The sequence below is a fragment of the Cellulomonas sp. zg-ZUI22 genome (assembly GCF_017353535.1).
GTDB classification, from domain to species: domain Bacteria; phylum Actinomycetota; class Actinomycetes; order Actinomycetales; family Cellulomonadaceae; genus Cellulomonas; species Cellulomonas wangleii.
Genome location: NZ_JAFMUZ010000001.1, coordinates 1,657,049 through 1,681,822 on the forward strand (window position 1 = coordinate 1,657,049; position 24,774 = coordinate 1,681,822).

At 73.6% G+C, this 24,774-nt stretch carries 23 protein-coding genes and 1 tRNA gene; 14 read left to right on the plus strand and 10 right to left on the minus strand.

The genetic code is table 11. From position 1 onward, the window contains the following. Nucleotides 1–28: 28 nt before the first annotated feature. The 4 genes from J1G43_RS07630 (at nucleotide 29) to J1G43_RS07645 (ending at nucleotide 5,026) form a co-directional block, all read left to right on the plus strand. On the plus strand, nucleotides 29–3,031 hold the full coding sequence (locus tag J1G43_RS07630; RefSeq protein ID WP_207378233.1) for a UPF0182 family protein: 3,003 nt from the start codon (nucleotides 29–31) through the stop codon (nucleotides 3,029–3,031). Between the two features lie 130 nt (nucleotides 3,032–3,161). Continuing rightward, entirely contained in the window at nucleotides 3,162–4,145 is a 984-nt protein-coding gene (locus tag J1G43_RS07635) for a DMT family transporter (RefSeq protein ID WP_207338889.1), read from the plus strand. Between the two features lie 19 nt (nucleotides 4,146–4,164). Continuing rightward, nucleotides 4,165–4,238 (plus strand) — tRNA-Met (locus J1G43_RS07640). Between the two features lie 257 nt (nucleotides 4,239–4,495). Beyond that, nucleotides 4,496–5,026, plus strand: coding sequence for a hypothetical protein (locus J1G43_RS07645; RefSeq protein WP_207338888.1), 531 nt, complete (start codon nucleotides 4,496–4,498; stop codon nucleotides 5,024–5,026). 70 nt (nucleotides 5,027–5,096) lie between these two features. On the opposite strand, the gene J1G43_RS07650 is transcribed toward J1G43_RS07645, so the two are convergent. Then, nucleotides 5,097–5,438: a DUF2200 domain-containing protein gene (locus J1G43_RS07650; protein WP_207338887.1), complete on the minus strand. Its 342-nt coding sequence runs from the start codon at nucleotides 5,436–5,438 to the stop codon at nucleotides 5,097–5,099. 34 nt (nucleotides 5,439–5,472) lie between these two features. Continuing rightward, nucleotides 5,473–6,042, minus strand: coding sequence for an MOSC domain-containing protein (locus tag J1G43_RS07655; protein WP_207370392.1), 570 nt, complete (start codon nucleotides 6,040–6,042; stop codon nucleotides 5,473–5,475). 114 nt (nucleotides 6,043–6,156) lie between these two features. Between J1G43_RS07655 and J1G43_RS07660 the strand changes: the two genes are divergently transcribed. After that, nucleotides 6,157–7,125: a DUF808 domain-containing protein gene (locus tag J1G43_RS07660; protein WP_207370393.1), complete on the plus strand. Its 969-nt coding sequence runs from the start codon at nucleotides 6,157–6,159 to the stop codon at nucleotides 7,123–7,125. Nucleotides 7,126–7,145: 20 nt separating this feature from the next. On the opposite strand, the gene J1G43_RS07665 is transcribed toward J1G43_RS07660, so the two are convergent. After that, nucleotides 7,146–7,868, minus strand: coding sequence for an FAD-binding oxidoreductase (locus J1G43_RS07665; protein WP_307859506.1), 723 nt, complete (start codon nucleotides 7,866–7,868; stop codon nucleotides 7,146–7,148). A gap of 77 nt (nucleotides 7,869–7,945) precedes the next feature. Next, nucleotides 7,946–8,578: a sulfite oxidase-like oxidoreductase gene (locus J1G43_RS07670; protein ID WP_307859507.1), complete on the minus strand. Its 633-nt coding sequence runs from the start codon at nucleotides 8,576–8,578 to the stop codon at nucleotides 7,946–7,948. Nucleotides 8,579–8,703: 125 nt separating this feature from the next. Here J1G43_RS07670 and J1G43_RS07675 point away from each other — a divergent pair, with 125 nt between their 5' ends. Further along, on the plus strand, nucleotides 8,704–8,919 hold the full coding sequence (locus J1G43_RS07675) for a hypothetical protein (protein WP_207370395.1): 216 nt from the start codon (nucleotides 8,704–8,706) through the stop codon (nucleotides 8,917–8,919). A gap of 11 nt (nucleotides 8,920–8,930) precedes the next feature. On the opposite strand, the gene J1G43_RS07680 is transcribed toward J1G43_RS07675, so the two are convergent. Together J1G43_RS07680 and J1G43_RS07685 are read right to left on the minus strand one after the other, a co-directional pair. Next, nucleotides 8,931–9,824, minus strand: coding sequence for a hypothetical protein (locus J1G43_RS07680; RefSeq protein ID WP_207370396.1), 894 nt, complete (start codon nucleotides 9,822–9,824; stop codon nucleotides 8,931–8,933). Nucleotide 9,825: 1 nt separating this feature from the next. Then, a complete protein-coding gene (locus J1G43_RS07685) occupies nucleotides 9,826–10,830 on the minus strand; it encodes an SPFH domain-containing protein (RefSeq protein WP_207370397.1) in 1,005 nt (334 codons plus the stop codon). 79 nt (nucleotides 10,831–10,909) lie between these two features. On the opposite strand from J1G43_RS07685, the gene J1G43_RS07690 reads away from it, so the two are divergent. After that, entirely contained in the window at nucleotides 10,910–11,611 is a 702-nt protein-coding gene (locus tag J1G43_RS07690) for an NUDIX domain-containing protein (protein WP_207378234.1), read from the plus strand. Between the two features lie 4 nt (nucleotides 11,612–11,615). Here J1G43_RS07690 and J1G43_RS07695 read toward each other — a convergent pair whose 3' ends face one another. The 3 genes from J1G43_RS07695 to J1G43_RS07705 form a co-directional block, all read right to left on the minus strand. Continuing rightward, entirely contained in the window at nucleotides 11,616–15,071 is a 3,456-nt protein-coding gene (locus J1G43_RS07695) for a bifunctional proline dehydrogenase/L-glutamate gamma-semialdehyde dehydrogenase (RefSeq protein ID WP_207378235.1), read from the minus strand. A 113-nt stretch (nucleotides 15,072–15,184) separates the two neighbouring features. Beyond that, nucleotides 15,185–15,601, minus strand: a complete 417-nt coding sequence (locus J1G43_RS07700) for a Fur family transcriptional regulator (RefSeq protein ID WP_207338878.1) — start codon at nucleotides 15,599–15,601, stop codon at nucleotides 15,185–15,187. A gap of 57 nt (nucleotides 15,602–15,658) precedes the next feature. Next, entirely contained in the window at nucleotides 15,659–16,381 is a 723-nt protein-coding gene (locus J1G43_RS07705) for an NAD(P)-dependent oxidoreductase (RefSeq protein ID WP_207370401.1), read from the minus strand. A gap of 126 nt (nucleotides 16,382–16,507) precedes the next feature. Between J1G43_RS07705 and J1G43_RS07710 the strand changes: the two genes are divergently transcribed. Then, complete coding sequence (locus J1G43_RS07710; RefSeq protein WP_207378236.1) at nucleotides 16,508–17,467, plus strand: AraC family transcriptional regulator; 960 nt, start codon at nucleotides 16,508–16,510, stop codon at nucleotides 17,465–17,467. A gap of 36 nt (nucleotides 17,468–17,503) precedes the next feature. Here J1G43_RS07710 and J1G43_RS07715 read toward each other — a convergent pair whose 3' ends face one another. Beyond that, entirely contained in the window at nucleotides 17,504–19,069 is a 1,566-nt protein-coding gene (locus J1G43_RS07715) for a UxaA family hydrolase (protein ID WP_207338875.1), read from the minus strand. Nucleotides 19,070–19,423: 354 nt separating this feature from the next. On the opposite strand from J1G43_RS07715, the gene J1G43_RS07720 reads away from it, so the two are divergent. The 6 genes from J1G43_RS07720 (at nucleotide 19,424) to J1G43_RS07745 (ending at nucleotide 24,041) form a co-directional block, all read left to right on the plus strand. Continuing rightward, a complete protein-coding gene (locus J1G43_RS07720; RefSeq protein ID WP_207338874.1) occupies nucleotides 19,424–19,810 on the plus strand; it encodes a hypothetical protein in 387 nt (128 codons plus the stop codon). Further along, a complete protein-coding gene (locus tag J1G43_RS07725; RefSeq protein ID WP_207338873.1) occupies nucleotides 19,807–20,316 on the plus strand; it encodes a hypothetical protein in 510 nt (169 codons plus the stop codon). The genes J1G43_RS07720 and J1G43_RS07725 overlap by 4 nt, the downstream gene beginning before the upstream one ends. Nucleotides 20,317–20,355: 39 nt before the next feature. After that, complete coding sequence (locus tag J1G43_RS07730) at nucleotides 20,356–20,532, plus strand: hypothetical protein (protein ID WP_207338872.1); 177 nt, start codon at nucleotides 20,356–20,358, stop codon at nucleotides 20,530–20,532. Nucleotides 20,533–20,844: 312 nt separating this feature from the next. Beyond that, nucleotides 20,845–23,214, plus strand: coding sequence for a carbon starvation CstA family protein (locus J1G43_RS07735; RefSeq protein WP_207378237.1), 2,370 nt, complete (start codon nucleotides 20,845–20,847; stop codon nucleotides 23,212–23,214). A 1-nt stretch (nucleotide 23,215) separates the two neighbouring features. Then, complete coding sequence (locus J1G43_RS07740) at nucleotides 23,216–23,398, plus strand: YbdD/YjiX family protein (RefSeq protein ID WP_207338870.1); 183 nt, start codon at nucleotides 23,216–23,218, stop codon at nucleotides 23,396–23,398. A 181-nt stretch (nucleotides 23,399–23,579) separates the two neighbouring features. Next, nucleotides 23,580–24,041, plus strand: a complete 462-nt coding sequence (locus J1G43_RS07745) for a hypothetical protein (RefSeq protein WP_207338869.1) — start codon at nucleotides 23,580–23,582, stop codon at nucleotides 24,039–24,041. The last annotated feature ends 733 nt before the right edge of the window (nucleotides 24,042–24,774 follow it).

The following is a 24,774-nucleotide window of genomic DNA, read 5'->3' on the forward strand; positions in this document are numbered from 1 at the left end:
CCCGACGACCCACGAGGACCGCAACGCCGTGACCTTCGCCTCCCCACCCCGCCCTCGACCTGTCGCGCCGCGCCGCCGCGGCCCCCTGGTCCCGACACTGATCACCCTGGCCGTGCTCGCGGTGCTGCTCCTGGTGCTCGCGCAGGTGTGGACCGAGGTGCTGTGGTTCTCCCAGCTCGGGTTCGTCGAGGTCCTGCGCACCGAGTGGCTGACGCGTGCGCTGCTGTTCGTGCTCGGGTTCGCGATCATGGCCGCAGGCGTCGGCTTCTCGCTGAGCTACGCCTACCGTGCGCGTCCCGTCTACGCGCCGTCCACGCAGGAGCAGGCCAACCTCGACCAGTACCGCGAGGCCATCGAGCCGCTGCGTCGGCTGGTGCTCGTGGTCGGGCCGGTCGTGCTGGGGCTCTTCGCCGGCGGTGCCGCCTCCCAGCAGTGGAGCACCGTCCAGCTGTGGCTCAACGGCGGCGAGGTCGGCGAGACCGATCCGCAGTGGGGCATCGACCTGGGCTTCTACCTCTTCACGCTGCCGGCGCTGCGGTTCGTCGTGTCGTTCCTCATGGCGGTGCTGGTGCTGTCCACGGTGGCGGCGGTGGCGACCCACTACCTGTACGGCGGTCTGCGGATCGGCGGCGGCGCCGGCGCGCCGCGCACCACCCGCGCCGCCCGCGTGCACCTGTCGGTGCTGGGTGCGCTGGTGCTGCTGGCCATCGCGGCGGGCTACTGGCTGGACCGGTACTCGATCCTCACCAAGCAGCAGACCGGTGAGCAGCGCTGGCAGGGCGCGGGCTTCACCGACGTCCACGCCGTGATCCCGTCCAAGGCGATCCTCGCGGTCGCCGCGGTCGTCGTGGCCGGCGCGTTCATCGCGACGGCGTTCACCGGCAACTGGCGGCTGCCGGCCATCGGGGTGGGCCTCATGGTCGTCGCGGCGGTCGTCGTCGGCGGCGTGTACCCCGCGGTCGTCCAGAGGTTCCAGGTCCAGCCGAACCAGCAGGACGCGGAGCAGGAGTACATCCAGCGCAACATCGACGCGACGCTCGCGGCCTACGACCTCGAGGACGTGGAGACCAGCGAGTACGACGCGAAGGTCACGGCGGAGCCGGGCGCGCTGCGCGAGAACGCGCAGACCACCGCGTCGATCCGTCTGCTCGACCCGAACATCGTGTCGCCGTCGTTCAAGCAGCTGCAGCAGATCCGTGGCTTCTACAACTTCCCGGACTCGCTGTCGGTGGACCGCTACACGATCGACGGCGAGAGCCGCGACACGGTCATCGCGGTCCGCGAGCTCGACCTCGAGGGGCTCAACGCCGCCCAGCGCAACTGGACCAACGACACCACGGTCTACACCCACGGGTTCGGTGTCGTCGCCGCGTACGGCAACACCCGCGGTGCCCGGGGTGCCCCGGCCTTCTGGGAGGGCGGGATCCCGTCGGTGGGGCAGCTCGGCGAGTACGAGCCGCGCATCTACTTCGGCCAGTCGTCGCCCGAGTACTCGATCGTCGGCGGGCCGGAGGACTCCGACGGCTGGGAGTTCGACTACCCGGACGACGACACGGGCACCGGCTCCGTGCCCTTCCGCTTCCCGACGCAGGACGTCTCGGCCGGTCCCACGGTCGGTGGCCTGTGGCACAAGGTGCTGTACGCGCTGAAGTTCGGCGACGAGCAGATCCTGTTCTCCGAGCGCGTGAACGAGAACTCGCAGATCCTGTACGACCGCGACCCGCGGGACCGCGTCGCCAAGGTGGCGCCGTACCTCGACCTCGACGGGCGGGTGTACCCGGCCGTGGTCGACGGGCGCGTGAAGTGGATCATCGACGGGTACACCACCTCGGACCAGTACCCCTACGCCGCGGTGCGTTCCCTCGAGGACGCGACGACGGACTCCCTGACGGAGCGCAGCAGCACCGTGCAGGCGCTGCTGCCCAAGCAGGTCAACTACATCCGCAACTCGGTGAAGGCCACGGTGGACGCGTACGACGGGTCGGTCGACCTGTACGCGTGGGACACGGAGGACCCGATCCTCAAGGCGTGGACGAAGGTGTTCCCGACGTCCCTGCAGCCGATGTCCGAGATCTCGGCGGACCTGATGAGCCACCTCCGGTACCCGGAGGACCTGTTCAAGGTCCAGCGGGCGCTGCTCGGGCAGTACCACGTGACGAGCGCGTCGGAGTTCTTCTCCGGCAACGACTTCTGGCAGAACCCCGCCGACCCGACGGTCACGAGCACGGACGTGCCCCAGCCGCCGTACTACCTCACCCTGCAGATGCCGGGCGAGGACGAGGCGTCGTTCTCGCTGATGTCGACGTTCATCCCGGGAGGTGGCAACGCCCGCAACGTCCTGACGGGGTACCTGGCGGTCGACGCCGAGGCCGGGAACACCGCGGGGCAGGTCTCGGAGACGTACGGCAAGATGCGTCTGCTCGAGCTGCCGCGTGACTCGACGGTGCCCGGTCCGGGCCAGGCGAGCGCCAACTTCACCGCCGACCCGACGGTGTCGAACGAGCTGAACATCCTGCAGCGCGGTGACTCCACGGTGCGGCGCGGCAACCTGCTGACGCTGCCGGTGGGCGGTGGTCTGCTCTACGTCCAGCCGGTGTACGTGCAGGCCGCGAGCGGCACCACGTTCCCGCTGCTGCAGCGCGTGCTGGTGTCCTTCGGCGACAAGATCGGGTTCGCCGAGACCCTCGACGGCGCGCTCGACCAGGTGTTCGGCGGCGACTCGGGGGCGGACGCCGGTGACGCCGGGGCCGAACCGGTGATCCCGCCGGACGTCGCCGACGAGGGTGAGGAGGCGGACGGGTCGACCGCGGCCCCGACGCCGGCGCCCACGTCCGAGGCGACGTCGCAGCCCGCGCCGGACGCGGACGCCCGCACGGCGCTCGACGAGGCACTGCAGCGCGCGCAGCAGGCCATCGTCGACGGGGAGGCCGCCCTGGCCGACCGCGACTTCGCGAAGTACGGCGAGGCGCAGGACCGTCTCGACCAGGCGATCGCGGACGCCATCGCCGCGGAGGAGCGTCTGGCGGGCTGACCGCTTACCGACGACGCCCGTCGCGCCCGCCGTCACCGGTGGGCTCGGCGGGCGTCGTCGTACCCGGCGTCGTCGCGCCCGGCGCTGTCGCGGCTGTCGCGATGTCGGTGGTCCCTGCGACCCTCGGACCATGACGTCGGAGAAGCGCGTGCTGGCGCAGTACCTCGCCGCGGCGCTCGTGTGGGGCTCGAGCTTCCTGTTCATGAAGGTCGCGCTGGACGGGCTGTCGCCGACGCAGGTCGCGTCGGGGCGGTTGTGGCTCGGTGCGCTCGCGATGCTCGTCGTCATGGTGGTGCTGCGTCGGCCGTGGCCGCGCGGGTGGCGCACGTGGGGCCACCTCGCCGTGCTCGGCGTCCTGCTGTGCGTGGTGCCGTTCGAGCTGTTCGCGTGGGCGGGGCAGTACCTGGCCTCCGGGCTCTCGAGCATCCTCAACGCCACGACGCCGCTCATGACGTCGCTGGCCGTGGCCGCGGTGCTGCCGGCCGAGCGGCTGACCGCGCGGCAGCGGCTCGGGCTGGCCGTCGGCGGGCTCGGGGTGGTGGTCGTCATGGCCCCGTGGACGTACGTGGGGGCCGGCGCGGTCGACGCCTCGCTGCCTGCCGTTCTCGCGTGCTTGGGCGCCACCGCGTGCTACGGCCTGGGCATGACGTACCTGCGGCGGTTCGTGATGCCGCTCGGTCTGCCGGCCGAGACCGTCGCCGCCGGGCAGATCGGTGTCGGCGCGCTGCTGGTCCTCCTCGCCGCACCGGTGGTCGCCACCGGCCCCGTGACGCTGACGTGGCCCATCGTGCTGTCGATGGTCGCTCTCGGGGCACTCGGCACCGGCATGGCCTACGTGTGGAACACCCGCGTCGTCGTCGCCTGGGGCGCGCAGCGCGCGTCCACGGTCACGTACCTGACCCCGGTCGTCGGCGTGGTGCTGGGCATCCTCGTGCTGGGGGAGCGGCTGCACTGGTACGAGCCGGTCGGCGGCCTGCTCGTGGTGCTCGGCGTCGTGGTCGCGCAGCGCGCCGCACGGCGGCCCGCAGCGGCCCGTCCCGCGCCGCCGGCAGCCCCCGTGACGGCCGTCACCACGTCTGACCAGGGATCGGATTTGGACGCCCGGCCGACCTGACGTATGGTTATCAAGCCGACGCGGGGTGGAGCAGCTCGGTAGCTCGCTGGGCTCATAACCCAGAGGTCGCAGGTTCAAATCCTGCCCCCGCTACAAGAAGACGAAGGCCCGGACCTGATGGTCCGGGCCTTCGTCGTTGGTGCGGGGCCTCGTGCGTGGCCACGGGGAGAGCACAGCGCAGATGGCCGTCGGGTGACGGCTGCGAGAATCTCTCCGAGGCATTGACGCCGACGCTGGACGAACTGCCAGGATGCTCCCTGTTCGCCCCGACGCGCCTCGCCGCACGCGGACGCCGTGACGGGGGCACCTCCCTCCCGGGGTCGGTGGTCCGGGGTACCTGGAGGGACCGCATGAACGCGTTCGTGGGCTCGTCGCCGCCACCGGGGTTCGATCTCGTCGTCCTCTCCGTGTTCGTGGTGGGCATGGCGGTGGCCGCACTGGTGGGCGACTGGAGGTCCGGCCGTCGCCTCGTGCGGGCACGCCGGGTCGTCGGGGCCGACGGGCCGGGGTGGACGTCGACCTGGGCGCGACCCACGCCGGAGCAGGTGGAGGCCCTCGAGGCGGCGGGTTTCTGGGACGACCGGTCGCTCGTCTTCGCGTACGGCGCGCAGGGCGTGCGGCTGTGGCGACCGGAGGGTGCCCACGAGATCCTGCACATCGCGCGTGAGGACATCGCTGCCCTGCGTGCGCAGGACGTGCGGGACACGCGGCACCGGGTGCGCCCGGGGCTGACCGTCGTGCGGAAGGACGGCGTGCAGCACGAGTTCATCCTGCTCACGAGGTGGGGCCGGCCGCTGAGCCGCGCCCCCGGCAGAGGTCACGAGAAGGTGGCTGCGGACATCGGCGCCGTCCTCGGGATCCCGGCGGCGTCGCCCGCCTGACCGGTGCGTCTCCGCTGCGTCGCGGTGACCACCGCGCCCCGTCCGTGCCCCGAGCTCACCTTCGGGGCGGTCAGGCGCGCAGGATCTTCTCCATCGGTCGTCCCTTCGCCAGCTCGTCGACGAGCTTGTCGAGGTACCGGATCCGGCGCATGAGGGGGTCCTCGACGTCCTGCACGCGTACGCCGCAGACCGAGCCGGTGATCAGGGACGCCGCGGGGTTCAGGTCGGCGGCGCCGAAGAAGTCCTCGAACGTCGTGCCGGCCTCGACGTGCTCGTGCAGGGTCGGCCCGTCGAACCCCGTGAGCCAGGTGATGACCTCGTCCACCTCGGCGCGCGTGCGGCCCTTGCGCTCCGCCTTGGCGACGTAGAGCGGGTAGACCGCGCCGAACGCGGTGGTGAAGATCCGGCTCACGGGTCGAGGCTAGCGTCGGCGGGTCGCGCGCGCGTCAGGGCAGCACCGGACGGGGCACGCGGTCACCGGCCCGCGCGGGGTCCAGCGGTACGGGGCTCACCAGCACGGCCGGCCCGCGGTGCAGCACCCCGTCGGTGAGCGGCCGGCAGCGCACGCCCCCGCGACCGCCGCGCAGGGCCGGGTGCGCCCCGGGCGCCAGCGCACGGTCCATCCACGCGCACGGGTTCGCGAACCGGCCGACGCGCAGCCGCACGGCGTCCCCGTCCGACTCCAGCACGACCTCCTGGCCGACCAGCGGGGTGAGGTGCGCGCCCCGGAGCACCACGTTGCGCCGCGCGAGCATCGGGTCGAACCGCGGCACCCCGAGCTCGGCCGACACCGCGTCGAGCGCCTCGACCGCGATCAGCGTCACCGACGCGTCCAGGTGCACGGCCCTGCCGTAGAACCGGTCCCCGACGATGCCCTTGTCGGCGACGACCCGCGCGTGCTCCGCGTCGCGCGTGGGGACGTCGGCGGCGCCGTCGCGGGGCCGGCCGAAGTACGCGTGCTCCGGCGACACGAGCAGGTGCAGGATCTCGACGTCGTACCGGTGCAGCGGGTCCACGCGACGAGTCTCACCGACGCCCCGGACGCACGCGCGCGCACGCCCGCGCGCGGCCCTACTCTGTGCGGTGGCGTGCGCACGGGCGCGCGATGACGGCACGGACGAAGGTGGCACATGGCTGGCGGTCTGGCGGCACTCCTCGACGACATCGCGGCGCTCGCGAAGCTGGCGGCCGCGTCGGTCGACGACGTGAGCGCGGCGGCGGGGCGTGCGAGCGCCAAGGCCGCCGGGGTGGTCATCGACGACACCGCGGTGACGCCGCGCTACGTGCAGGGTGTGACGGCCAACCGCGAGCTGCCGATGATCTGGAAGATCGCGAAGGGGTCGCTGCGCAACAAGCTGCTGTTCATCCTCCCGGCGGCGCTGCTGCTCAGCCAGTTCCTGCCGTGGCTGCTCACGCCCATCCTCATGGTGGGCGGCACGTACCTGGCGTTCGAGGGCACCGAGAAGCTGTGGGAGGCGGTCAGCGGCAAGCACCACGAGAAGCCGCAGGTCACGGCGCCCGAGCAGGGACCGGAGGCGGAGTCCCGGATGGTCGGCGGCGCGATCCGCACGGACTTCATCCTGTCGGCCGAGATCATGGTGATCGCGCTCAACGAGGTCGCCGACGAGGGGCTGCTGTCGCGCGCGATCATCCTCGTCGTCGTCGCGCTCGCCATCACCGCGGTCGTCTACGGCGTGGTGGCGCTGATCGTGAAGATGGACGACATCGGCCTGCGGCTCGCGCAGACGCGCAACGGCGCGTCGGCGGCGCTCGGGCGCGGGCTCGTCACCGCGATGCCGAAGGTGCTGGCGGTCCTGTCCACGGTGGGCATCGCGGCGATGCTGTGGGTCGGCGGGCACATCCTGCTGGTCGGCATCGACGAGCTCGGCTGGCACGGCCTGTACGACGTGGTGCACCACCTCGAGGAGGCCGTGCACGGCGTCGCCGGCGTCGGCGGCTTCCTCGCGTGGCTGGTCAACACCGCCGCGTCGGCGCTGCTCGGCCTGGTCGTGGGTGCGGTGGTCGTGCTCGTCATGCACCAGGTGCACAGATGGCGGCACCGGGGCGCCGCCGCGGGCGACGCCGCAGCCGAGCACTGACGGTCCAGACCAGCGCCGGCTCAGTCGGTCGAGGGCCCGAACCGCTCGGCCCGCACCGACCGCGGGTCGTGGCCCAGCACCAGCAGCATGCGGGTCATCGCCTCGACGAACCCGGTGGGGCCGCAGACGTAGCAGACGGGTCCCAGGTCGGCCGGCCACCCGTGGCGGGCGAGGTCACGCAGGCCGATACGAGCCGGCGCCCGCGGCGCGTCCGGGGGAGCGGCGCGGGTGAACCACACGTCGGTCTCGACGCCGTCGAGCCCCGGCGCGGTCAGCTCGTCGAGGAACAGTGCGTCCGTGGGCATGCGCACCGAGTACAGGACGCGGACGGGCGTGCGGTCCTGCGCGGACCGTCGGGCGCGGACCATCGCGACCAGCGGTGCGACGCCCGACCCGCCGGCCAGCAGCAGCACCGGGGCACCGCCCGCGGTGCCCGGCTCCCACACGAACCATCCGCCCACCGGTCCGCGCACCTCGATCCCGGCGCCGACGGGCAGGTCGTCCACCAGGTACGGGGAGACCTCGCCGCCCGTGACCCGCTGCACCGTGATCTGCACCAGCCCCGGTCGCGCCGGGTCCGTCGGGGCGCTCACCGAGTACGCCCGCGACGCGGTGTACCCGTCGGCGGCCGTCAGGCGCAGGTCCACGTGCTGCCCGGGGCGGTGCCCGGGCCATCCCGGCACGTCGAGCACGAGGGTGCGGGCCGTCGCCGTCTCCGGCCAGGCGTCCACGACGCTCGCCACGCACCAACCGCCGGCGCACGCGAACCGTTCACCGAGGGGTGCGGGACTGCGCGCGGTCGCGGCGGCGTCGGTCGCGGTCACGGGTCGCCCTGGTAGCGCTGCTCGCGCCAGGGGTCGCCGTAGTCGTGGTACCCGTACCGCTCCCAGAACCCGCGCTGGTCGTCGTGCAGGAGCGTGAGCGAGCGGACCCACTTGGCGGACTTCCACAGGTACAGGTGCGGCACCAGCAGCCGGGCGGGGCCGCCGTGCACGGGATCCAGCGGGCGTCCGTCGTACGTGTGCGCGATCCACGCCCGGCCGCCCAGCAGGTCCGCGAGCGGCAGGTTCGTGGTGTACCCGCCGTAGCAGCCGACCAGCGCGTACTGCGCGACGGACGGCACGTCGGCCAGCAGCACGTCGAGGCCGACACCCCGCCACCGGGTGCCGAACTTCGACCACCGGGTCACGCAGTGCAGGTCCACCACGGCGTCGTCCTGGGGCAGTGCCATGAGGTCGGCCCACGACCAGCTGAAGGTCGCGTGGTCCTCGGTGCGGACGTCGAGCCGCCAGTGCGCCGTGTCGATGTTCGGCGTCGGGCCGGCCGACAGCACGGGGAAGTCGTGCACCTCGTACTGGCCGGGCGGCAGCGCGACGCCGGACACGCGGGGACGGCCCCGGAATCCCGGGGTCAGGCCCGTCGGGTCCACGCCCGATGCGTCGCTCGGCGTCACGGGACCATGGAACACCCGCGGCTGCACCGCGCGACACCCCCGGGCGGCAGCCGGTCGCGGCAGCCGTGCTCCCGGTGGCCGGTGGCATAGTGGGCGTCGGACGACCGGCGCACGAACGGAGTGATGTGGCCAGGCAGCGCAAGGAACGCCTCGACGCGACGGCGTGGCTCGCGAAGCACCTCGTGGGGCCCGCCCAGGTGACCGACCCTCGCGTCCCGGGCCGCGGCACGAACGAGGCCGAGCGGGCACGCGAGGGTGAGCTGCGCGGTGGGTTCGAGCGGGTGCGGGACGCGTCGGGGCGTGTGTACCTCGTGGCGCGGGACGACGCCCCCGACGCCTGAGGGCCCGGCCTTCAGGGTGCGACGAGCCGCAGCCGCCGGTCCGACAGGCTCAGCCGTACCGCCTGGCCCCAGGTCGCGGTGAGCCGGTCCGCCTCCAGCCCGTCGCCGAACAGCACCAGCGCGTCGGACTCGACGACGATCGTCAGCTCCTCGCGGGCCGCCAGGAGCCCCGCGGTGCGGCTCACGCCGGTGGTGGGCGAGGGCCACGCCTCGCGCACGAACCAGGCGAGCGTGAGCTCGGTCGGCCGGGGCAGGGGCGGGGCGTCGTCCCGTCCGCGCGCGAGCGAGGTCGCCCAGCCGGTCGCACCGGTCCCGGTGGTGACGACCACCCCCGACGACGACTGCCGCTCGTCGCCGTCAGGGGACGTCAGTCGGTACCGGGCCGACTGGTGACCGCTGTCGCCGAGGTACACCTCGTTGAGGGCGTCGAGCGACGTGCCGTCGTCGAGGGCGGCGCGCACGAGCGCCCGGTCCTCGATGCGCGCGGACCCGCGCACGACGTCCCCCAGCACGCCGGCCACCTGCGCGGCGACGTGCCGCACGAGGACCCCGGCGTTGTGCCCCGGCTCAGGGTCGACGCCGACGACCGGCTGGTCGCGCAGGTACTTCGCCGTGTTGGCGACCAGCCCGTCGGGTCCCACGACGAGGCAGACGTCCTGCGGGTCGAACGCGAACCGGTGCAGGTCGCCGCGCTCGACGTCGCCGCGCCGCCAGTCCGTCGGCACGGCCGCCCGGACGGTGCGCAGCGCGTCGGCGAGCGCGTCGTGGCGCCCCTGCACGTCGGCCAGGTCCCGCCCACGGCTGCGCAGGAAGAACTCGACCTGGCCGCGGGTGCCGTGGCGGTCCACCAGCTCCTCGAGCTCGGAGCGACGGTGGACCACCACCGCGCGGGGTGCGAGCGGCACGTCACTCACCCCGCCGGGCGGTCAGCGCGCTCAGTGCGCCGGTGAGCATGTCGGGCGTGACCGTCACCTGCCCGATCGCCGGCAGGTGCGCGGCCAGCTCGCGCAGGGCGACAGCCAGCAGGACGCCCTGCTCGACGTCGGCGAGCGCGGCCATGCGGGCGCGCTCGGCGGCGCCCTCGGCCTCGCCCTGGAGCCGGGTGGCCTCGGCCGTCGAGGTCGCGTGCAGCTGGCGGCGCTCGGACTGGCTGCGGGCCTCGATGAGCGCGGCGGCCGCGGCCTCGTCGGCCCGGGTGCGGGCGTTGGTGCCCTCCTGCGTGACGAGGTGCTGCTCGCGGGTCGCCAGCTCGATGCGGTTGGTGAGCTCGTTCTCCGCGATGGCCCGCTCCCGCTCGACGGCCAGGGCGCGGCGCTCGAACGTCGAGCGGTCCGCCTCCGACTGTGCGGCCTCCCGCGCCGGCGTCTGCAGCGCGCGCTCCAGGTCGGCGTCGGCCCGCACCGAGCTGATGCGGGCGCCGAGGACGCGCAGGCCGGTGGCGGCCACGCGCTTGTCCGCCACCAGCGCTGCGGTGACCTGCTGACGCAGCGGGCCGGCGCCCGACGAGACGGCTTCGCGCAGCGTCGCGCCGGCGAGCGCGTCCATGACGTGGCCGGCGGCCAGCTCGCCGAGCAGCTGCCCGACCTGCTGCAGCGGCTCGCCGGTCCACCGCCCGGTGGCGGGGTCGATGCTGAAGTCGAGGCGCTGGGCCACGACCTCGGGGTTCTCGAAGCGGTAGCTGACGGTGACCTGCGCGGTGACGTCCTGCAGGTCGGCGGTGCGCGCGTGCGCCACGAGCGGCAGCTCGCGGTCGTCGACGGGCACCTCCGACAGCACCGCCGTCAGGGGCCGGAACCAGAACGCCAGGCCGACGCCCGAGCGGCGCAGCGTGCCGTCCCGCAGCTGCATGACGTGGGCCGTGGGGGTCGAGCGCAGGTGCCGCACCCCGGGGTAGCGCGTGATGGTCGCCATGTCTCCTCCTTCTTTGTCGTCACGGCGACGATAAAGCAGGGCCTGGTATCTCGTCAACGTGACGAGATATGGTCGGGGCATGACGCTCCCTGGCTACGACGCCGCCTCCTACCCGCCGTTCGCGGTCACGGTCGACCTCGTCGTCCTCACGTTGCGGGGTGACGTCCTGCACGTGCTGCTCGTGGAGCGCGGCGCTGACCCGTGGCGGGGCGCCTGGGCGCTGCCCGGCGGGTTCGTGCGCCCGGACGAGGGCCTCGACGCCGCGGCCGAGCGCGAGCTGTCGGAGGAGACGGGCGTGCGCGACGTCCCCGGCCACCTCGAGCAGCTCGCGTCCTACGGCGACCCGGACCGCGACCCCCGCATGCGGGTCGTCTCGGTGGCGTACCTGGCGTTGGCGCCCGACCTGCCGGAGCCGCACGCCGGCAGCGACGCCGCGCGTGCCGCCTGGGTGCCGGTCACCGACGCGCAGCGCCTGCCCCTCGCGTTCGACCACGCGCGCGTGCTGACCGACGGGCTCGAGCGTGCCCGCGCCAAGCTCGAGTACAGCCCGCTCGCCGCCGCGTTCTGCGGGCCCGAGTTCACGGTCGCCGACCTGCGGCGTGTCTACGAGGCCGTGTGGGGCCGGGCGCTGGACCCGCGCAACTTCCACCGCAAGGTCACCGGCGTACCGGGCCTGCTGGTCGACACCGGGCGCACCCGCTCCGAGGGGCGGGGTCGCCCCGCCACCCTCTACCGGCTCGGCGACGTCACCACCCTGCACCCGCCGATCACGCGGGACTGACCTGTCACCGCCCCAGCGGCAGGCTCCGCGACGTCAGGTCGTGCGGCGTGCCGAACCGGTGCGCCGTGACGCTGACCGCCTGCTCGCGCAGGAACGGCAGCAGCTCGACGCGACCCGCCTCGGTCACGGGGTGGTCCCACACCGCGACGTCGGGACGCCCACCGGTGGCCCGGGCGACGTCCGCCGCGGCCCCGCCGACGAGCCGGACGCGGCCGCCGGGCAGCGCGCCGACGCGGGTGGACCACGCCGTGTCGTCCTCCACGTGCACGGCACCGAGCGCGGCAGCCGCGGACGCCAGGCGCGGCGGGAGGTCCGCAGGGATCGACACGACCACCCGCGCCCCGGCCGCCGCAGCCGCCGCCAGGACCCGCACGACGTCGGCCGGGGGCGCGTCCGCGGCCTGCCGCACCAGCACCGGCTCGGGCACGGGCAGGTGGCGCAGCACGTTGCGCTCGCAGGCCAGCGCGCTGACGTCGCGCGCCGCGAACAGGTCCGACCGGGCGGCGGCGTCGCTGCGGGCCGCGCGCTCGACGCGGTCGGCGTCCGGGCTCGCCAGCTCGGCGCGGGCTGCGGCGACCAGCGCGGCCGCCGCCGCGGCCACGGGTGCCGTGCTCGTGGCGGGGGCCGAGGCCCACGACCCCAGCCCGACCAGGTAGCTCGGGCCACCGGCCTTGGTGCCGGGGCCCACGGCCGACCGCTTCCACCCGCCGAACGGCTGACGCCGCACGATCGCGCCGGTCGTCCCGCGGTTCACGTAGAGGTTGCCTGCCTGCACGCGGTCGAGCCACGTGGCGATCTCGTCGGCGTCCAGGCTGTGCAGGCCCGACGTCAGCCCGTAGTCGACGTCGTTCACCACGTCGACCGCCTCGTCGAGAGTCGCCGCGGTCATGACGCCGAGCACGGGCCCGAAGTACTCGGTGCGGTGCGTGCGCGCCCCGCGCCGCACCCCGGTGACCACGCCGGGGGTCCACAGGCGGCCGGCGTCGTCGAGCCGGCGCGCGGCCAGCGCCCACGCCTGACCCGGCTCGAGGTCCGTCAGGCCTGTGAGCAGCTTGCCGCCGGCGGGCTCGATCAGCGGGCCCAGCTGCGTGCGCGCGTCGTCCGGCGTCCCCACGACCAGCGACGACACGGCGTCGAGGAGCTGCGAGCGGAACCGTCGCGACGTCGCGACCGATCCGACCAGGACGACGAGCGAGGCCGCCGAGCACTTCTGCCCCGCGTGCCCGAACGCCGAGGCGACCACGTCGCGCACCGCCAGGTCCAGGTCGGCCGACGGCGTCACGACGATCGCGTTCTTGCCGCTGGTCTCGGCCAGCAGCGGCAGGTCGGGGCGGAACGAGCGGAAGAGCTCGGCCGTCTCGTAGGCCCCGGTGAGGACCACCCGGTCCACCGCGGGGTGCGCGACGAGCTCGCGGCCGAGGGCGTCCTCGTCGACCTGCACCAGGCGCAGCACGTCCCGCGGGACACCCGCCTCCCAGAGGGCCTCGGCGAGCACAGCCCCGCACCGCTCGGCGGGACGTGCGGGCTTGAGGACGACGGCCGAGCCGGCGGCCAGCGCCGCGAGCGTCGACCCGGCGGGGATCGCGACCGGGAAGTTCCACGGGGGAGTGACGAGCGTCAGCGCGTCGGGCACGAACGTCGCCCCGTCGACGTGGTCCAGGCCGCGGGCGAGCTCGGCGTACCAGTGCGCGAAGTCGACCGCCTCGGACACCTCGGGGTCGCCCTGGTCGATCGTCTTGCCGGCCTCGGCGGCCATGACCTCCAGCAGGTCCGCCCGGCGTGCCCCGAGGGCGTCGGCGGCGCGGTCCAGGACGGCGGCGCGCTCCGCCGCCGGTCGCGCGCCCCACGCCCGGCCCGCGTCACGCGCGTCCCGCACCAGGGCGTCCAGCGCGCGGCCGTCCGTCACCTGCGCCGCCTGCGCACCGGCGACGCCGAGCCGGGACGCCGGCACGCGCGCGAGCAGGTCGCGCACCCAGGCCCGGTTCTCGCGGACCGCGGGATCCGTGTCGGGTGTGCTGGTGAACGCGCCCGGCGCCGAGGGCGGGACGGCCGCGTGCCGGTCGGGCACGCGGTGCCGCTCGGGTACCGGTGCGGTCGCGTCGTCCAGCGCGGTCAGGAAGCGGGTGCGCTCGCGGTCGAACAGGGCCTCGTCCTGCGCGAGGTCGAAGACCGCGGACATGAAGTTGTCGCTCGACGCGCCCTCCTCGAGGCGCCGCACGAGGTACGCGATCGCGACGTCGAACTCCCGGGGCGCGACCACCGGGGTGTAGAGCAGCAGGCTGCCGACGTCGCGGCGCACCGCGGCCGCCTGCCCGGGCGCCATGCCCAGGAGCATCTCGATCTCGACGCGGTCGCGCACGCCGCGCTCACCGGCCAGGAGCCACGCGTGCGCGACGTCGAACAGGTTGTGCCCCGCCACGCCGAGGCGCACGTTCGCGACGCGCTCGGGGGTCAGGGCCCAGTCGAGCACGCGCTTGTAGTGCGCGTCGGTCTCCCGCTTGCTGCCCCACGTGGCGAGCGGGAGACCGTGCAGCTCGGCCTCGACCTGCTCCATCGGCAGGTTCGCGCCCTTGACCAGGCGCACCTTGATGCCCGCGCCCCCGCGCGCGCGGCGGGCCGCCGCCCACTCCTGCAGGCGCTGCATGGCCGGCAGGGCGTCCGGCAGGTAGGCCTGCAGGACGATCCCCGCCTCGAGGTCCGTCAGCCCCGGGCGGTCGAGCAGCCGGGTGAAGACCTCCACCGTGAGGTCGAGGTCCTTGTACTCCTCCATGTCGAGGTTCACGAACTTGCGGGTGGGGGAGGCGGCCGCCTGCTCGAACAGCGGCGTCAGGTGCGCGACGACGTCGTCGACGGCGGCGTCGAACGCCCACGGCGCGTGCGGGGCGACCACGGCGGACACCTTGACCGACACGTAGTCGACGTCGTCGCGCGCGAGCAGCCGACGCGTCCCGGCGAGCCGGCGCGCGGCCTCACGCTGCCCGAGCACGGCCTCCCCGAGCAGGTTGACGTTGAGGCGGGTGCCGTCCGTGCGCAGCCGCGCGATCGTCGGCCCCAGGCGGCGGTCGGTCGCGTCGACCACCAGGTGCCCGACCATGTGGCGCAGCACGCGCCGCGCCACGGGGACCACGACGTGCGGCAGCGCCGGTGCGACCAGGCCGCCCACGCGCACCGCGGCCCGCAGGTGCGGGGCCAGGAAGCGTGGGGGTCGGACGGCGAGCTCACGCAGGCGGCGGGCCGCGACGGCGTGGTCCTCGGGCCGGACCACGCCGTCGACGAACCCGACCGCGAACGCCAGCCCGTCCTCGCCGCGCAGCAGCGCGGCGAGGTGGGCGGCCGCCGGGTCGACCGGGTGGTCGGCCGCCTCCCGCAGCCAGCGCCGCACGAGCGCGACCACCTGCGTGACGTGTGCGGCGGGGTCCTGGGCGGTCGTGCCGCCGGGCGAGGTGGACGTGTCGGTCATGGCGTCCTCGCTGCTGGGGTGCACCGCGCGGGTGGTGCGGTGCGTGCCGCCAGTATCCGGACGTGCGGGCCGGCAGGGGAAGTGACAGGCCGTGCGGCGGGGTGCCGCGGAGCTCAGGACCGGGGGTGGCTGCGTCCGGCGCGTGCGCAGTCGCGGCAGGTGCCGACGAAGTCGATCGAGTGCTCGACGTCGGTGAAGTCGTGCCCGGCGGCGAGGGCGTCGACGAGCTGCTCGAGCTCCGGTGCGGCGACCTCGACCGTGCGGCCGCACACGCGGCACACCAGGTGGTGGTGGTGCTCGCTGCGCGGCTCGCAGCGCAGGTAGGTGTGCTCCCCGGTGGGCTGCAGCAGCACCTCGAGGTCACCCTTCTCGGCCATCGCGTTGAGGGTGCGGTACACCGTCGCCAGGCCGATCTCCTGCCCGCGCTGCTGCAGCATCTGGTGGATCTGCTGCGCGCTGTGGAACTCGTCGACGTCCTCGAGCAGCTCCGCGATCGCGACCCGCTGCCGCGTCATCCGCTGTCCGACCATGCCCCCACCTCCCGAGCGTCCGGCCCGGGCGGCTCCTGCCTCCGGCCCGGCGTGTTCTCAACGGGACACGGTAGATGAGAATCCTTCGGGGGTGTAGCGGCGACGACGGGGACGGGTGGCGCGCGCCGGCGTCAGGTGCGAGAGCGCGACCCCGGCACCGACGTACGCGTCGTCCTCGACGGCGTCGACCAGGAAGCGGGCGACCTGGGTGCGCGACACGGTCATGCCGCGCTGCTCGCCCGTCACCGACGCGAACGCCGGACCGGGCAGGTCCGTGTCGACGAGGTTGACGGGCTGCACCTCGACCCAGTCCAGGCCGCTGGAGTGGACGACGCGCGCCTGCCGCTCGGTGTCCGCGATCTGCGGCGCGAGCAGCAGGGCGAAGGCGAGGCGGGTGGCCGGCGGCAGCAGCGGACGGGTCGCCCCGACGCCGTAGGACGTCTGGACGACGAGTCGGTCCACGCCGTGCCGCCGCATGGCGTCCACCACGGTCCGGGTGCCGCGTGAGCGGACGTCCGCGGGCGTGCGGGCGGGCCCACGCAGGCGGACGCGCACGGGGCTCTCGCTGATGCCGAGCGTCACGACGACCGCGTCCTGCCCGGCGACGACGGCGTCCACGGTGGCGGCGTCGGTCGCGTCCCCGTCGACGCCTCGCACGCCCGGCCCGGCGAGGGTCGACCCGTGCCGGGACAGTGCCGTCACGGTGTGGCCGCGTGCGACGAGCTCGGCGACGGCGGCTCGTCCGGATCCGCCGGTTGCTCCGACGACGAGTACCTGCATGGTGGCCTCCAAGGTTCGTGCCGTCCGGTGCGGTCGGCTGCTGCGTCCAGGGAACCAGCGGCGGGCTGGACGGTCTATGCTCCTGAGTCGCCCGTGCATGACCGATCGTCCACGTCGGGAGATCCCGTGAGCCTCGTGATCGCCCCGCCCCGCCCCGCGCCCGACGCCGTCGGTGAGGCGCTGCACCGGCTGCGGGTGGCAGGCGTCTTCTACTGCCGCACGGAGGCCGCCGGTCCGTGGGCGGTCGACATGCCGGCGTTCGGCGACTGCCTGACCTTCCACGTCGTCACGCAGGGCGAGGTCTGGGTGGACGTGGCCGGCGCACCGCCCCTGCGGCTGGGTGCCGGCGAGCTCGCGCTCGTGCCGCACGGGCGGGGGCACCTGCTCGCGAGCGACCTCGCCGCGCCCTCCCTGGGGAGGGTCGACCTGCTGCCGCAGGAGTACGTCACCGAGAGCTACTCGGTGCTGCGGCACGAGGGTCGGGGCGACCGCACGCAGCTCGTGTGCGGCGTGCTCACCGTCGACGGTCCGGCGGCGCGCCCGCTGCTCGACCTGCTGCCGGCGGTCCTGCACGTACCCGCGTCGGTCGGCGCGCCGTGGGTCGCGCGGACGCTCGAGCTCATGACCGCCGAGCTGGCGCAGCTGCGGCCCGGCGGCGAGGCGGTCCTCACGCGGCTCGCCGACGTCCTGGTCGTGCAGGCGGTCCGCGCGTGGCTCGACGCGCAGGAGCCCACCGACGGGTGGCTCGGCGCCCTGCGCGACCCGGACGTCGGCGCAGCGCTCGCGGCCGTGCACCGGGATCCCGCGCGTCCCTGGACGGTCGCGGCGCTCGCGCGGGAGGTGGCGATGTCGCGGTCGGCGTTCGCGGCGCGGTTCACGCAGGTCGTGGGCATGCCGGCGATGCAGTACGTGGCGACGTGGCGCATGCACGTGGCCGCCGACCGGCTCGCCCGCGGGGACGGGGTCGCGCAGGCGGCCGCGGCCGCCGGGTACGAGTCCGCTGCGGCGTTCAGCCGCGCGTTCACCCGCACGACGGGGCGGTCACCGGGTTCCGTGCGCCGCGACGGCGGCCGGGTGCCGCGCTGACGACCCGGGCGGTGCGGCCGTCCGGCGGGTCGCCGGTCAGGTCACGGCCCCCAGCTGCCAGGGCACGAACTCGTCGCGTCCCAGGTCGAGCTCCTCGCTGACGGTGGCGCGCCCCGACGCCACGGCGAGCACGAGGTCGAGGATCTCCTCGCCGACCTCGTCGATCGTCGCCGTGCCGGTGACGATGCGTCCGGCGTCAAGGTCCATGTCCTCCCGCATGCGCTCGTACATCTCGGTGCTGGTGGCGACCTTGACGCACGGCGCGGGCTTGGCGCCGAGCACGGACCCGCGGCCGGTCGTGAACACGACGACCGTCGCGCCCCCCGCCACGATGCCGGTGACGGAGACCGGGTCGTAGCCCGGGGTGTCCATGAAGGTGAAGCCCTTGTCGACCACGGGCTCGGCGTACTCGTACACGGCCGTGAGCTCGGCGGTGCCGCCCTTGGCGACCGCGCCGAGGGACTTCTCGAGGATCGTCGTCAGGCCGCCGGCCTTGTTGCCGGGGGACGGGTTGTTGTCCAGCGTGCCGCCGCCGCGGGTCATGTAGTCCTGCCACCAGTCGATGCGGTCGAGCAGGCGGCGGCCCACGGCCTCGCTGACGGCGCGGCGCGTGAGCAGGTGCTCGGCGCCGAAGACCTCGGGCGTCTCGGCCAGCACGCTCGTGCCGCCCTGGGCGACCAGCAGGTCCGATGCGCGTCCCAGGGCGGGGTTCGCCGTGATGCCCGAGTAGCCGTCCGACCCGCCGCAGTTGAGGCCCAGGACGAGCTCGGAGGCCGGGACCGTCTCGCGGCGGCGGCTCTCGAGGTCGTCGAGCATGGCCCGCACGACCGCGACGCCCGCACGGACCGTGGCCCGGATGCCGCCCGAGTCCTGGATGGTCAGGTGCTCGACGAGCGTGTCGGGGGACGCCGGCAGGTCCGCGAGCAGCCCCTGGACGGCGAGCATCTCGCAGCCGAGGCCCAGCACCAGCAGGCCCTGCACGTTGGGGTGCGACGCGTAGCCGCGCAGCGTTCGACGTAGCACCTGCCCGCCCTCGGACTCGGGCACCAGCCCGCACCCCGAGTCGTGCGTCAGGGCGACGACGCCGTCGACGTGCGGCCACGCGTCCATCACCGGGCCGCGGAACTGGTCGGCGATCATGCGGGCGGTGGAGGCCGAGCAGTTCACGGACGTCACGATGCCGACGTAGCTGCGGGTGCCGACGCGGCCGTCGGCGCGCCGGAAGCCCTCGAACGTGCGCGTCGTGGTGGCCCGCGGGATCGTGACGCGCGCCGTGCCGAACTCGTACGCGTGGGCCACGGAGTCCATGCCGAGGTTGTGCGCGTGGACGTGGGCGCCGACCGCGACGTCGGCGGTCGTGCGACCGATGACCTGGCCGTACTTGTGCACCTGGGTGCCGGCGGGAAGGGGGCGGACCGCGAGCTTGTGGCCGCGCGGGACGTCGCTCGACGCCGTGACGACGGTGTCGCCCAGCGCCACGGAGGTGCCCGCGAGGACGTCCACGACGGTCACCGCGACGTCGTCGCCGGGAGCGAGCAGGAGGGCGGTGCGCGGCGGCGTGGACGTGGCGGCGTCGGAGCGTCCGGGGGAGGCGAGGGGCACCGGGTTCCTTGCTGTCGTCGGGCGGGAAACCGCTTACATCCTGTCATGGGGTGACGAGCCCGTCGATGGTCTCGCCGACGGCGTCCGCGCTCGGGCGGCCACTTCGTGCGATGCGCTGATGGCCTCGCTGCCGTCGCGGTCCCACCGACACCGTGCCGTGACGAACCGGTGGCGTCGGCACGGCGATGCCGTGCGCCGGCTCCCTGATCCCGGGACCGGGTGAGACGGGACGCAACGGGCAGCTGCGCCGATAGCATCCCCGCAGCGGCCGCGAGTGGTGGCCGGCGACGAGGTCCGCGAGCGGTGGAGGTGGGGTGGGTGCGCCCTCCTGTCGGGCTCGGCCGAGCCGCTGCCGTGAGCGTCGGACTGCTGGAGCTGCTCCTGGTGGTGGCAGCCCTGGGTGCCGGCACGCTCACGGAGCCGCTCCCGCTCTGCCTGCTCGCGGCGTCCGTCGCCATCGCGCTGCGGGCGGTGGTCGTCGGCTGCTACCCCCGTACCGACCGGCTCCTCGTCCGTTCGTGGCTCCGGACCTTCGGCATCGACCGCGAGAAGATCCTCGACGTCCGCGTCGTCGCGTACTCCGGCTTCGCGAACCGGTTCAGCGACTCGCGGGTCGTGTCGATGGTGTCGCTCGAGGTCGTGGGTCGTCGCCTGCCCGTCGAGCTCCGGTTCACGGCGGACACGCCGTCCCGCGTGCGTGAGCGCGCAGGGCTGCTCCGTGAGGCCGTGGTGAGGTCGTGAGCCGTCACCGCGGTTCCGGGCGTGACGCGGTGCTTGTCGACGGTGGTGCTCCCGGTCGAACCGTCGACTCGAACTCGCTCGGGTGGCCCGCGTACGCGTTCATGGTGGCCTTCTGCTGGTTGGGGTCATGGGCGTTCCTCGAGCCGCCATGGCTGTACGTGTCGGCCGTCGGCGGCACCGTCGCCGTCGGTGTCATCGCCGTGTGGCTGCGTTCTGAGCACCTCGTCATCGAGATCTCCGGTGCGACCATCACGCGTGAGGAGGGGCGCGGGCCCGAGGTCTTCGAGATGTCCGACCTCATCGGTGCGACGTTCCACTGGATCCCGTTCTACGGGTCCGTGATCGACCTCGAGTGGAGCGATGGCCGCGCCCTCGAGGTCCCGGTGGTCTGGGGAACCCGCGAGTTCCGGGCTCAGCTCGCGGCGGCGGTCCGGACGGGCAGTCCCGCGGCAGCCCTGAACGACCCGGGGTCGGCGAGAGCACTGCGGCGTGCGGGCCTCCTGTGACGGGTCGCGGGGCTGTGTGACGAGGAGGTGGCTCGACGCGTGGAGTTCGTGGTGATCGCCGCCGGCGTGGTCATGGTGGTGCTGACGCTCGTCGACGTGAGGCGACGCACCGCCGACCGCACCGTGCTGGAGGCGTGGGCGAACCCGTCAGCTCTGCGCTCGGTGTCGCTCGTCGTCTTCCTGGGACTGCTCTTGCTGTGGAGGCTCGCGGAATGACCGGCTACGGGTTCGTCGTCGGTCGACGACGGCCCCGGCCGGGACGATGTGCACACCGCGCCGGGAGGCGTCGCCGATCCGCACTCCGACCGCCCCTCGCGGGGCCGCTGACCAGCCGTGAGCGGTGCCTCAGGGCGGCAGACCTGCGCATACGCGGCACCGGGTCGACCCGCCGGTCCGCAGGCACGGGACCTGGTGCGGCGCGAGTGACGTGAGTCCCGTGCGCAATCCTCGGGCTACGTCCACGATGGTGCTGCTCAGGGCCGTCGGGCGGGCGACGACGGCCGCCTCGCTGTCACCGACGGAGTTGACATGACGACCACGCAAGAACCGCGCGTGCCCGAGTACACGCCGGAGGAACAGGCGGAGATCCTGCGTGACGACGCCGGGGTACCGGTCGGCGTCGTCGAGAAGCCGCGCTGGACGCCGATGAAGGTGGCGCTCTGGGTGGGCATCTCGCTGCTCGGGGCGTTCGGCTGGATGATGCTCGCCGTCGTGCGCGGCGAGGAGGTCAACACGATCTGGTTCGTCGTCACCGCGGTGTCGACGTACGCGATCGCGTACCGGTTCTACGCGCTGTACATCCAGAGGCGCATCATGCGGCCCGACGACCGGCGGGCGACCCCCGCCGAGCGCATCAACAACGGCCGGGACTTCGACCCCACCGACCGGCGTGTGCTCTACGGGCACCACTTCGCCGCCATCGCCGGTGCGGGGCCGCTGGTCGGGCCCGTGCTCGCGGCGCAGATGGGCTACCTGCCCGGCACGCTGTGGATCATCCTCGGCGTCGTCGTCGCCGGCGCCGTGCAGGACATGCTGGTGCTCTTCTACTCGATGCGTCGCGGCGGTCGGTCGCTGGGCCAGATGGCACGCGACGAGATCGGGCGCTTCGGCGGCACGGTCGCCATCATCGTCGTGTTCGTCATGCTGATGATCGTCCTGGCCGTGCTCGCGCTGGTCTGCGTCAACGCCCTGGCCGAGTCCCCGTGGGGCGTCTTCTCGGTCGGCTGCACCATCCCGATCGCGCTGCTCATGGGCCTGTACCTGCGGTACCTGCGCCCGGGCCGGGTCACCGAGGTGTCGATCATCGGGTTCGTCGCGCTGCTGGCGGCGATCATCGGCGGACGCTACGTCGCCGAGTCCTCGTGGGGTGACTTCTTCCACCTCACCCCGACGACGCTCGTCGTGTGCATGGTCATCTACGGGTTCTTCGCCGCCGTGCTGCCCGTGTGGCTGCTGCTCACGCCGCGCGACTACCTGTCGACGTTCATGAAGGTCGGGACGATCCTCCTGCTCGCCGTCGGGATCATCGTCGTGCGGCCCATCGCGCAGATGCCCGACGTCACCGAGTTCGCGTTCAACTCGGAGGGCCCGGTGTTCGCCGGGGCGCTCTTCCCGTTCCTGTTCATCACCATCGCCTGCGGCGCCCTGTCCGGCATGCACGCGATGGTCTCCTCCGGGACCACCCCCAAGATGGTCCAGAAGGAGTCGCAGGTCCGCATGATCGGGTACGGCGGCATGCTCATGGAGTCGTTCGTCGCCATCATGGCGCTGGCCGCCGCGGTCTCCCTCAACCAGGGCATCTACTTCTCGATGAACATGTCCCCGGCGTCGATCGAGCAGACGGCCGGCGAGCAGTACTCGGCCGACGGCACGCCCGAGGAGAACGCCGCGGCCGCCATCGCGAACCTCGGCGTCTCGGACCCGGCCGGCAACCAGCCGGAGGTCACGTGGGACTCCGTCGTCGACGGTGAGGAGGTGACGCTCACGGGCGCCGCTGCCCTCGAGCAGGTCGCCAAGGACGTCGGCGAGCCGTCGATCGTGTCCCGCACGGGCGGCGCACCGACGCTCGCGGTCGGCATGGCGAACATCATGCACAACGTCGTCGGCGGAAAAGCGATGATGTCGTTCTGGTACCACTTCGCCATCATGTTCGAGGCGCTGTTCATCCTGTCCGCCGTGGACGCGGTGACCCGCGTCGCGCGGTTCCAGCTGGGTGATGCCATCGGCAACCTGCTGCCGAGGTTCCGGGACCCGGGCTGGCGCCTGGGGTCGTGGCTCACGACGGGCGTCGTCGTGGCCTCGTGGGGATCGCTGCTGCTCATGGGCGTCACCGACCCCAACGGCGGCATCCGGACGCTGTTCCCGCTGTTCGGCATCGCCAACCAGCTCATCGCGGCGAGCGCGCTGACGATCGTCACGGTGATGGTCGTGAAGAAGGGCTTCGTGAAGTGGGCCTGGATCCCGTTGGTGCCGCTCGCGTTCGACACCGCCACGACGTTCACGGCGTCCTACCAGAAGATCTTCTCCAGCGACCTGGCGATCGGCTACTGGGCGCTGCACAACGCGACCAAGGACAAGATCGCGGCCGGCGGGCTCGAGGGCGACGCCCTCGCGAACGCCGAGGCCACCGTGCGCAACACCGCGATCCAGGGCACGCTGTCGATCCTGTTCGTCGTGCTCGTCGGGCTGCTCATGGCGACGGCCGTCGTGGCGGTCGTCAAGGCGCTGAAGGCCGGCGCCGGACGCGGGGACGAGGTCGGCACGAGCGAGGACCCCGACGAGCCGTCGCACTTCTACGCACCGTCCGGGCTGCTGGTGCCGACCCCGCTCGAGCGCAAGGTCGAGGCGGAGTACGCCGTGGTCGGTGACCCGAAGCTGCTGGCAGGAGGGTCGCACTGAGATGAGGAAGGTGCTCCGTGCCGTGCGGTGGTACGTGCGGGAGATGACGGGTGAGGCGGCGTACGACCGGTACGTCGCCGCGCACGCCACCCACCACGGCGACCACCCGCCGCTGACCCGCGCCCAGTGGTGGCGGGCACGCGACGACGCGCGCGAGCGCGTGGCGCACGAGAGCTGCTGCTGAGGCGAGGGGCCCGGACCCGGGGCACGTGAGTGCCACCCGGGTCCGGGCTCCCTCGCCCCGCCCGCCTGCCGCTACCTCGGGACGCGCAGCGCCGGCAGCACGACGCGCTCGGTCATGTGGCCAGGGCAGGGGAGTGGCGGCAGGCTTCGAGGGTTCGACGACCTGACGTCAGGAGTGGACGGTGCCCGCACAGGGACGGGAGTTCGTGAGCGAGGAGGAGAGCGTCGCCAACGGCGTCGCCCTCTCCGCACTGGGCCTCCTGCTGGGAGTCCCGATCTGTCTGCTCACCCTCGACGGACCGTGGCGGCCGGCGTCCATCGGCGCGTGCGTCGTCGGTGCCGTCGTCTACGTCGCCTTCTGTCCGGTCAGACGACACTGGATCGACGGCGACCACCTCGTGGAGCAGACTCGGCGTGGCGTGAGGGCGATGTCGATCTCGGACATCAGCGGGCTCGACTACGAGTGGGTGCCGCGGGGCGCCGACCTCGTCGAGCTGTGGGACCGGCACTCCTCCGTCGCCATGCGGATCATGGTGGTGGAGGACTCGGCCGCGCTCCGTGCCGAGCTGGGAAGACGGCTGGGCGCCCTCCCCGCGCGCTGGTCGTTCGACCGTCGCGCCATGCGCGCGCTCTCGATGAGGTGAGGCGACGGGAGCTCGTCCGCGCGGACAGGTCTGTCGGCGACGTGCGCCGTCGCCGCGCGTGGGCGCCGCGTCGACTGCGGACGACCTCCGGCCGGGACACCACGCGAACACAGGGGTGGAGCCGACATCGACGTCGGTGTGGTCGCGCCGGCGGCAGACCGGTGGGCAGCCGGACGTCGGGGTCGCACGCGAGCCCCTGCTGCCCGGCCGCGGCGGGCGCACCGCCGCGTGCCAGCGGCGCCACGGGCGCACGCCGCGGCACCCGGAGAGAAGGGCCGGGTGCGGACGGCGGGAGGGACGGGACGTGCTCGCGGCGCCGTGGTCCGCATCACCCGTCCGGGATTTGACCGTGCGCTCGGCGCCCGCGTAACGTTCCTCTAGCCCGCCCAGCAGGGAGGAACGGACACCGAGCAGTCGTTCGGTGGTCGGTCCCCGCAGGAGCTGGGCATCCCCCGCATGGTGGTTCTCGGCGCTCAGCGCGTCGGGTAGAGTCGTGCGGCGGCGTTCGCCAGGGCCTGGATCACCACGGTGGTCAGGGGCGCGGAGAACGCCTGGTAGATTGAAGATCGAACAAAGCCTCCTGCGAAAGCGCGAAAGCGTTGACGAGGATGCGCGTCTGTTCCTTGAGAACTCAACAGTGTGCCAAGTAGTCGATGCCATGTTTGTGGTGTCGAGCCTGGCTGGGTCCACCCCGTGGGTCTGGTCAGGGATGATGCCAGTTGATGCCCCTCTT

Bases quoted from the DNA above. Each gene is read 5' to 3' on its own strand.
- J1G43_RS07635 (WP_207338889.1), top strand. From the start codon at position 3,162: ATGACGTCGGAGAAGCGCGTGCTGGCGCAGTACCTCGCCGCGGCGCTC.
- J1G43_RS07740 (WP_207338870.1), top strand. From the start codon at position 23,216: ATGAGGAAGGTGCTCCGTGCCGTGCGGTGGTACGTGCGGGAGATGACG.
- J1G43_RS07685 (WP_207370397.1), bottom strand. From the start codon at position 10,830: ATGGCGACCATCACGCGCTACCCCGGGGTGCGGCACCTGCGCTCGACC.
- J1G43_RS07705 (WP_207370401.1), bottom strand. From the start codon at position 16,381: ATGCAGGTACTCGTCGTCGGAGCAACCGGCGGATCCGGACGAGCCGCC.
- J1G43_RS07690 (WP_207378234.1), top strand. From the start codon at position 10,910: ATGACGCTCCCTGGCTACGACGCCGCCTCCTACCCGCCGTTCGCGGTC.
- J1G43_RS07700 (WP_207338878.1), bottom strand. From the start codon at position 15,601: ATGGTCGGACAGCGGATGACGCGGCAGCGGGTCGCGATCGCGGAGCTG.
- J1G43_RS07695 (WP_207378235.1), bottom strand. From the start codon at position 15,071: ATGACCGACACGTCCACCTCGCCCGGCGGCACGACCGCCCAGGACCCC.
- J1G43_RS07660 (WP_207370393.1), top strand. From the start codon at position 6,157: ATGGCTGGCGGTCTGGCGGCACTCCTCGACGACATCGCGGCGCTCGCG.
- J1G43_RS07735 (WP_207378237.1), top strand. From the start codon at position 20,845: ATGACGACCACGCAAGAACCGCGCGTGCCCGAGTACACGCCGGAGGAA.
- J1G43_RS07645 (WP_207338888.1), top strand. From the start codon at position 4,496: ATGAACGCGTTCGTGGGCTCGTCGCCGCCACCGGGGTTCGATCTCGTC.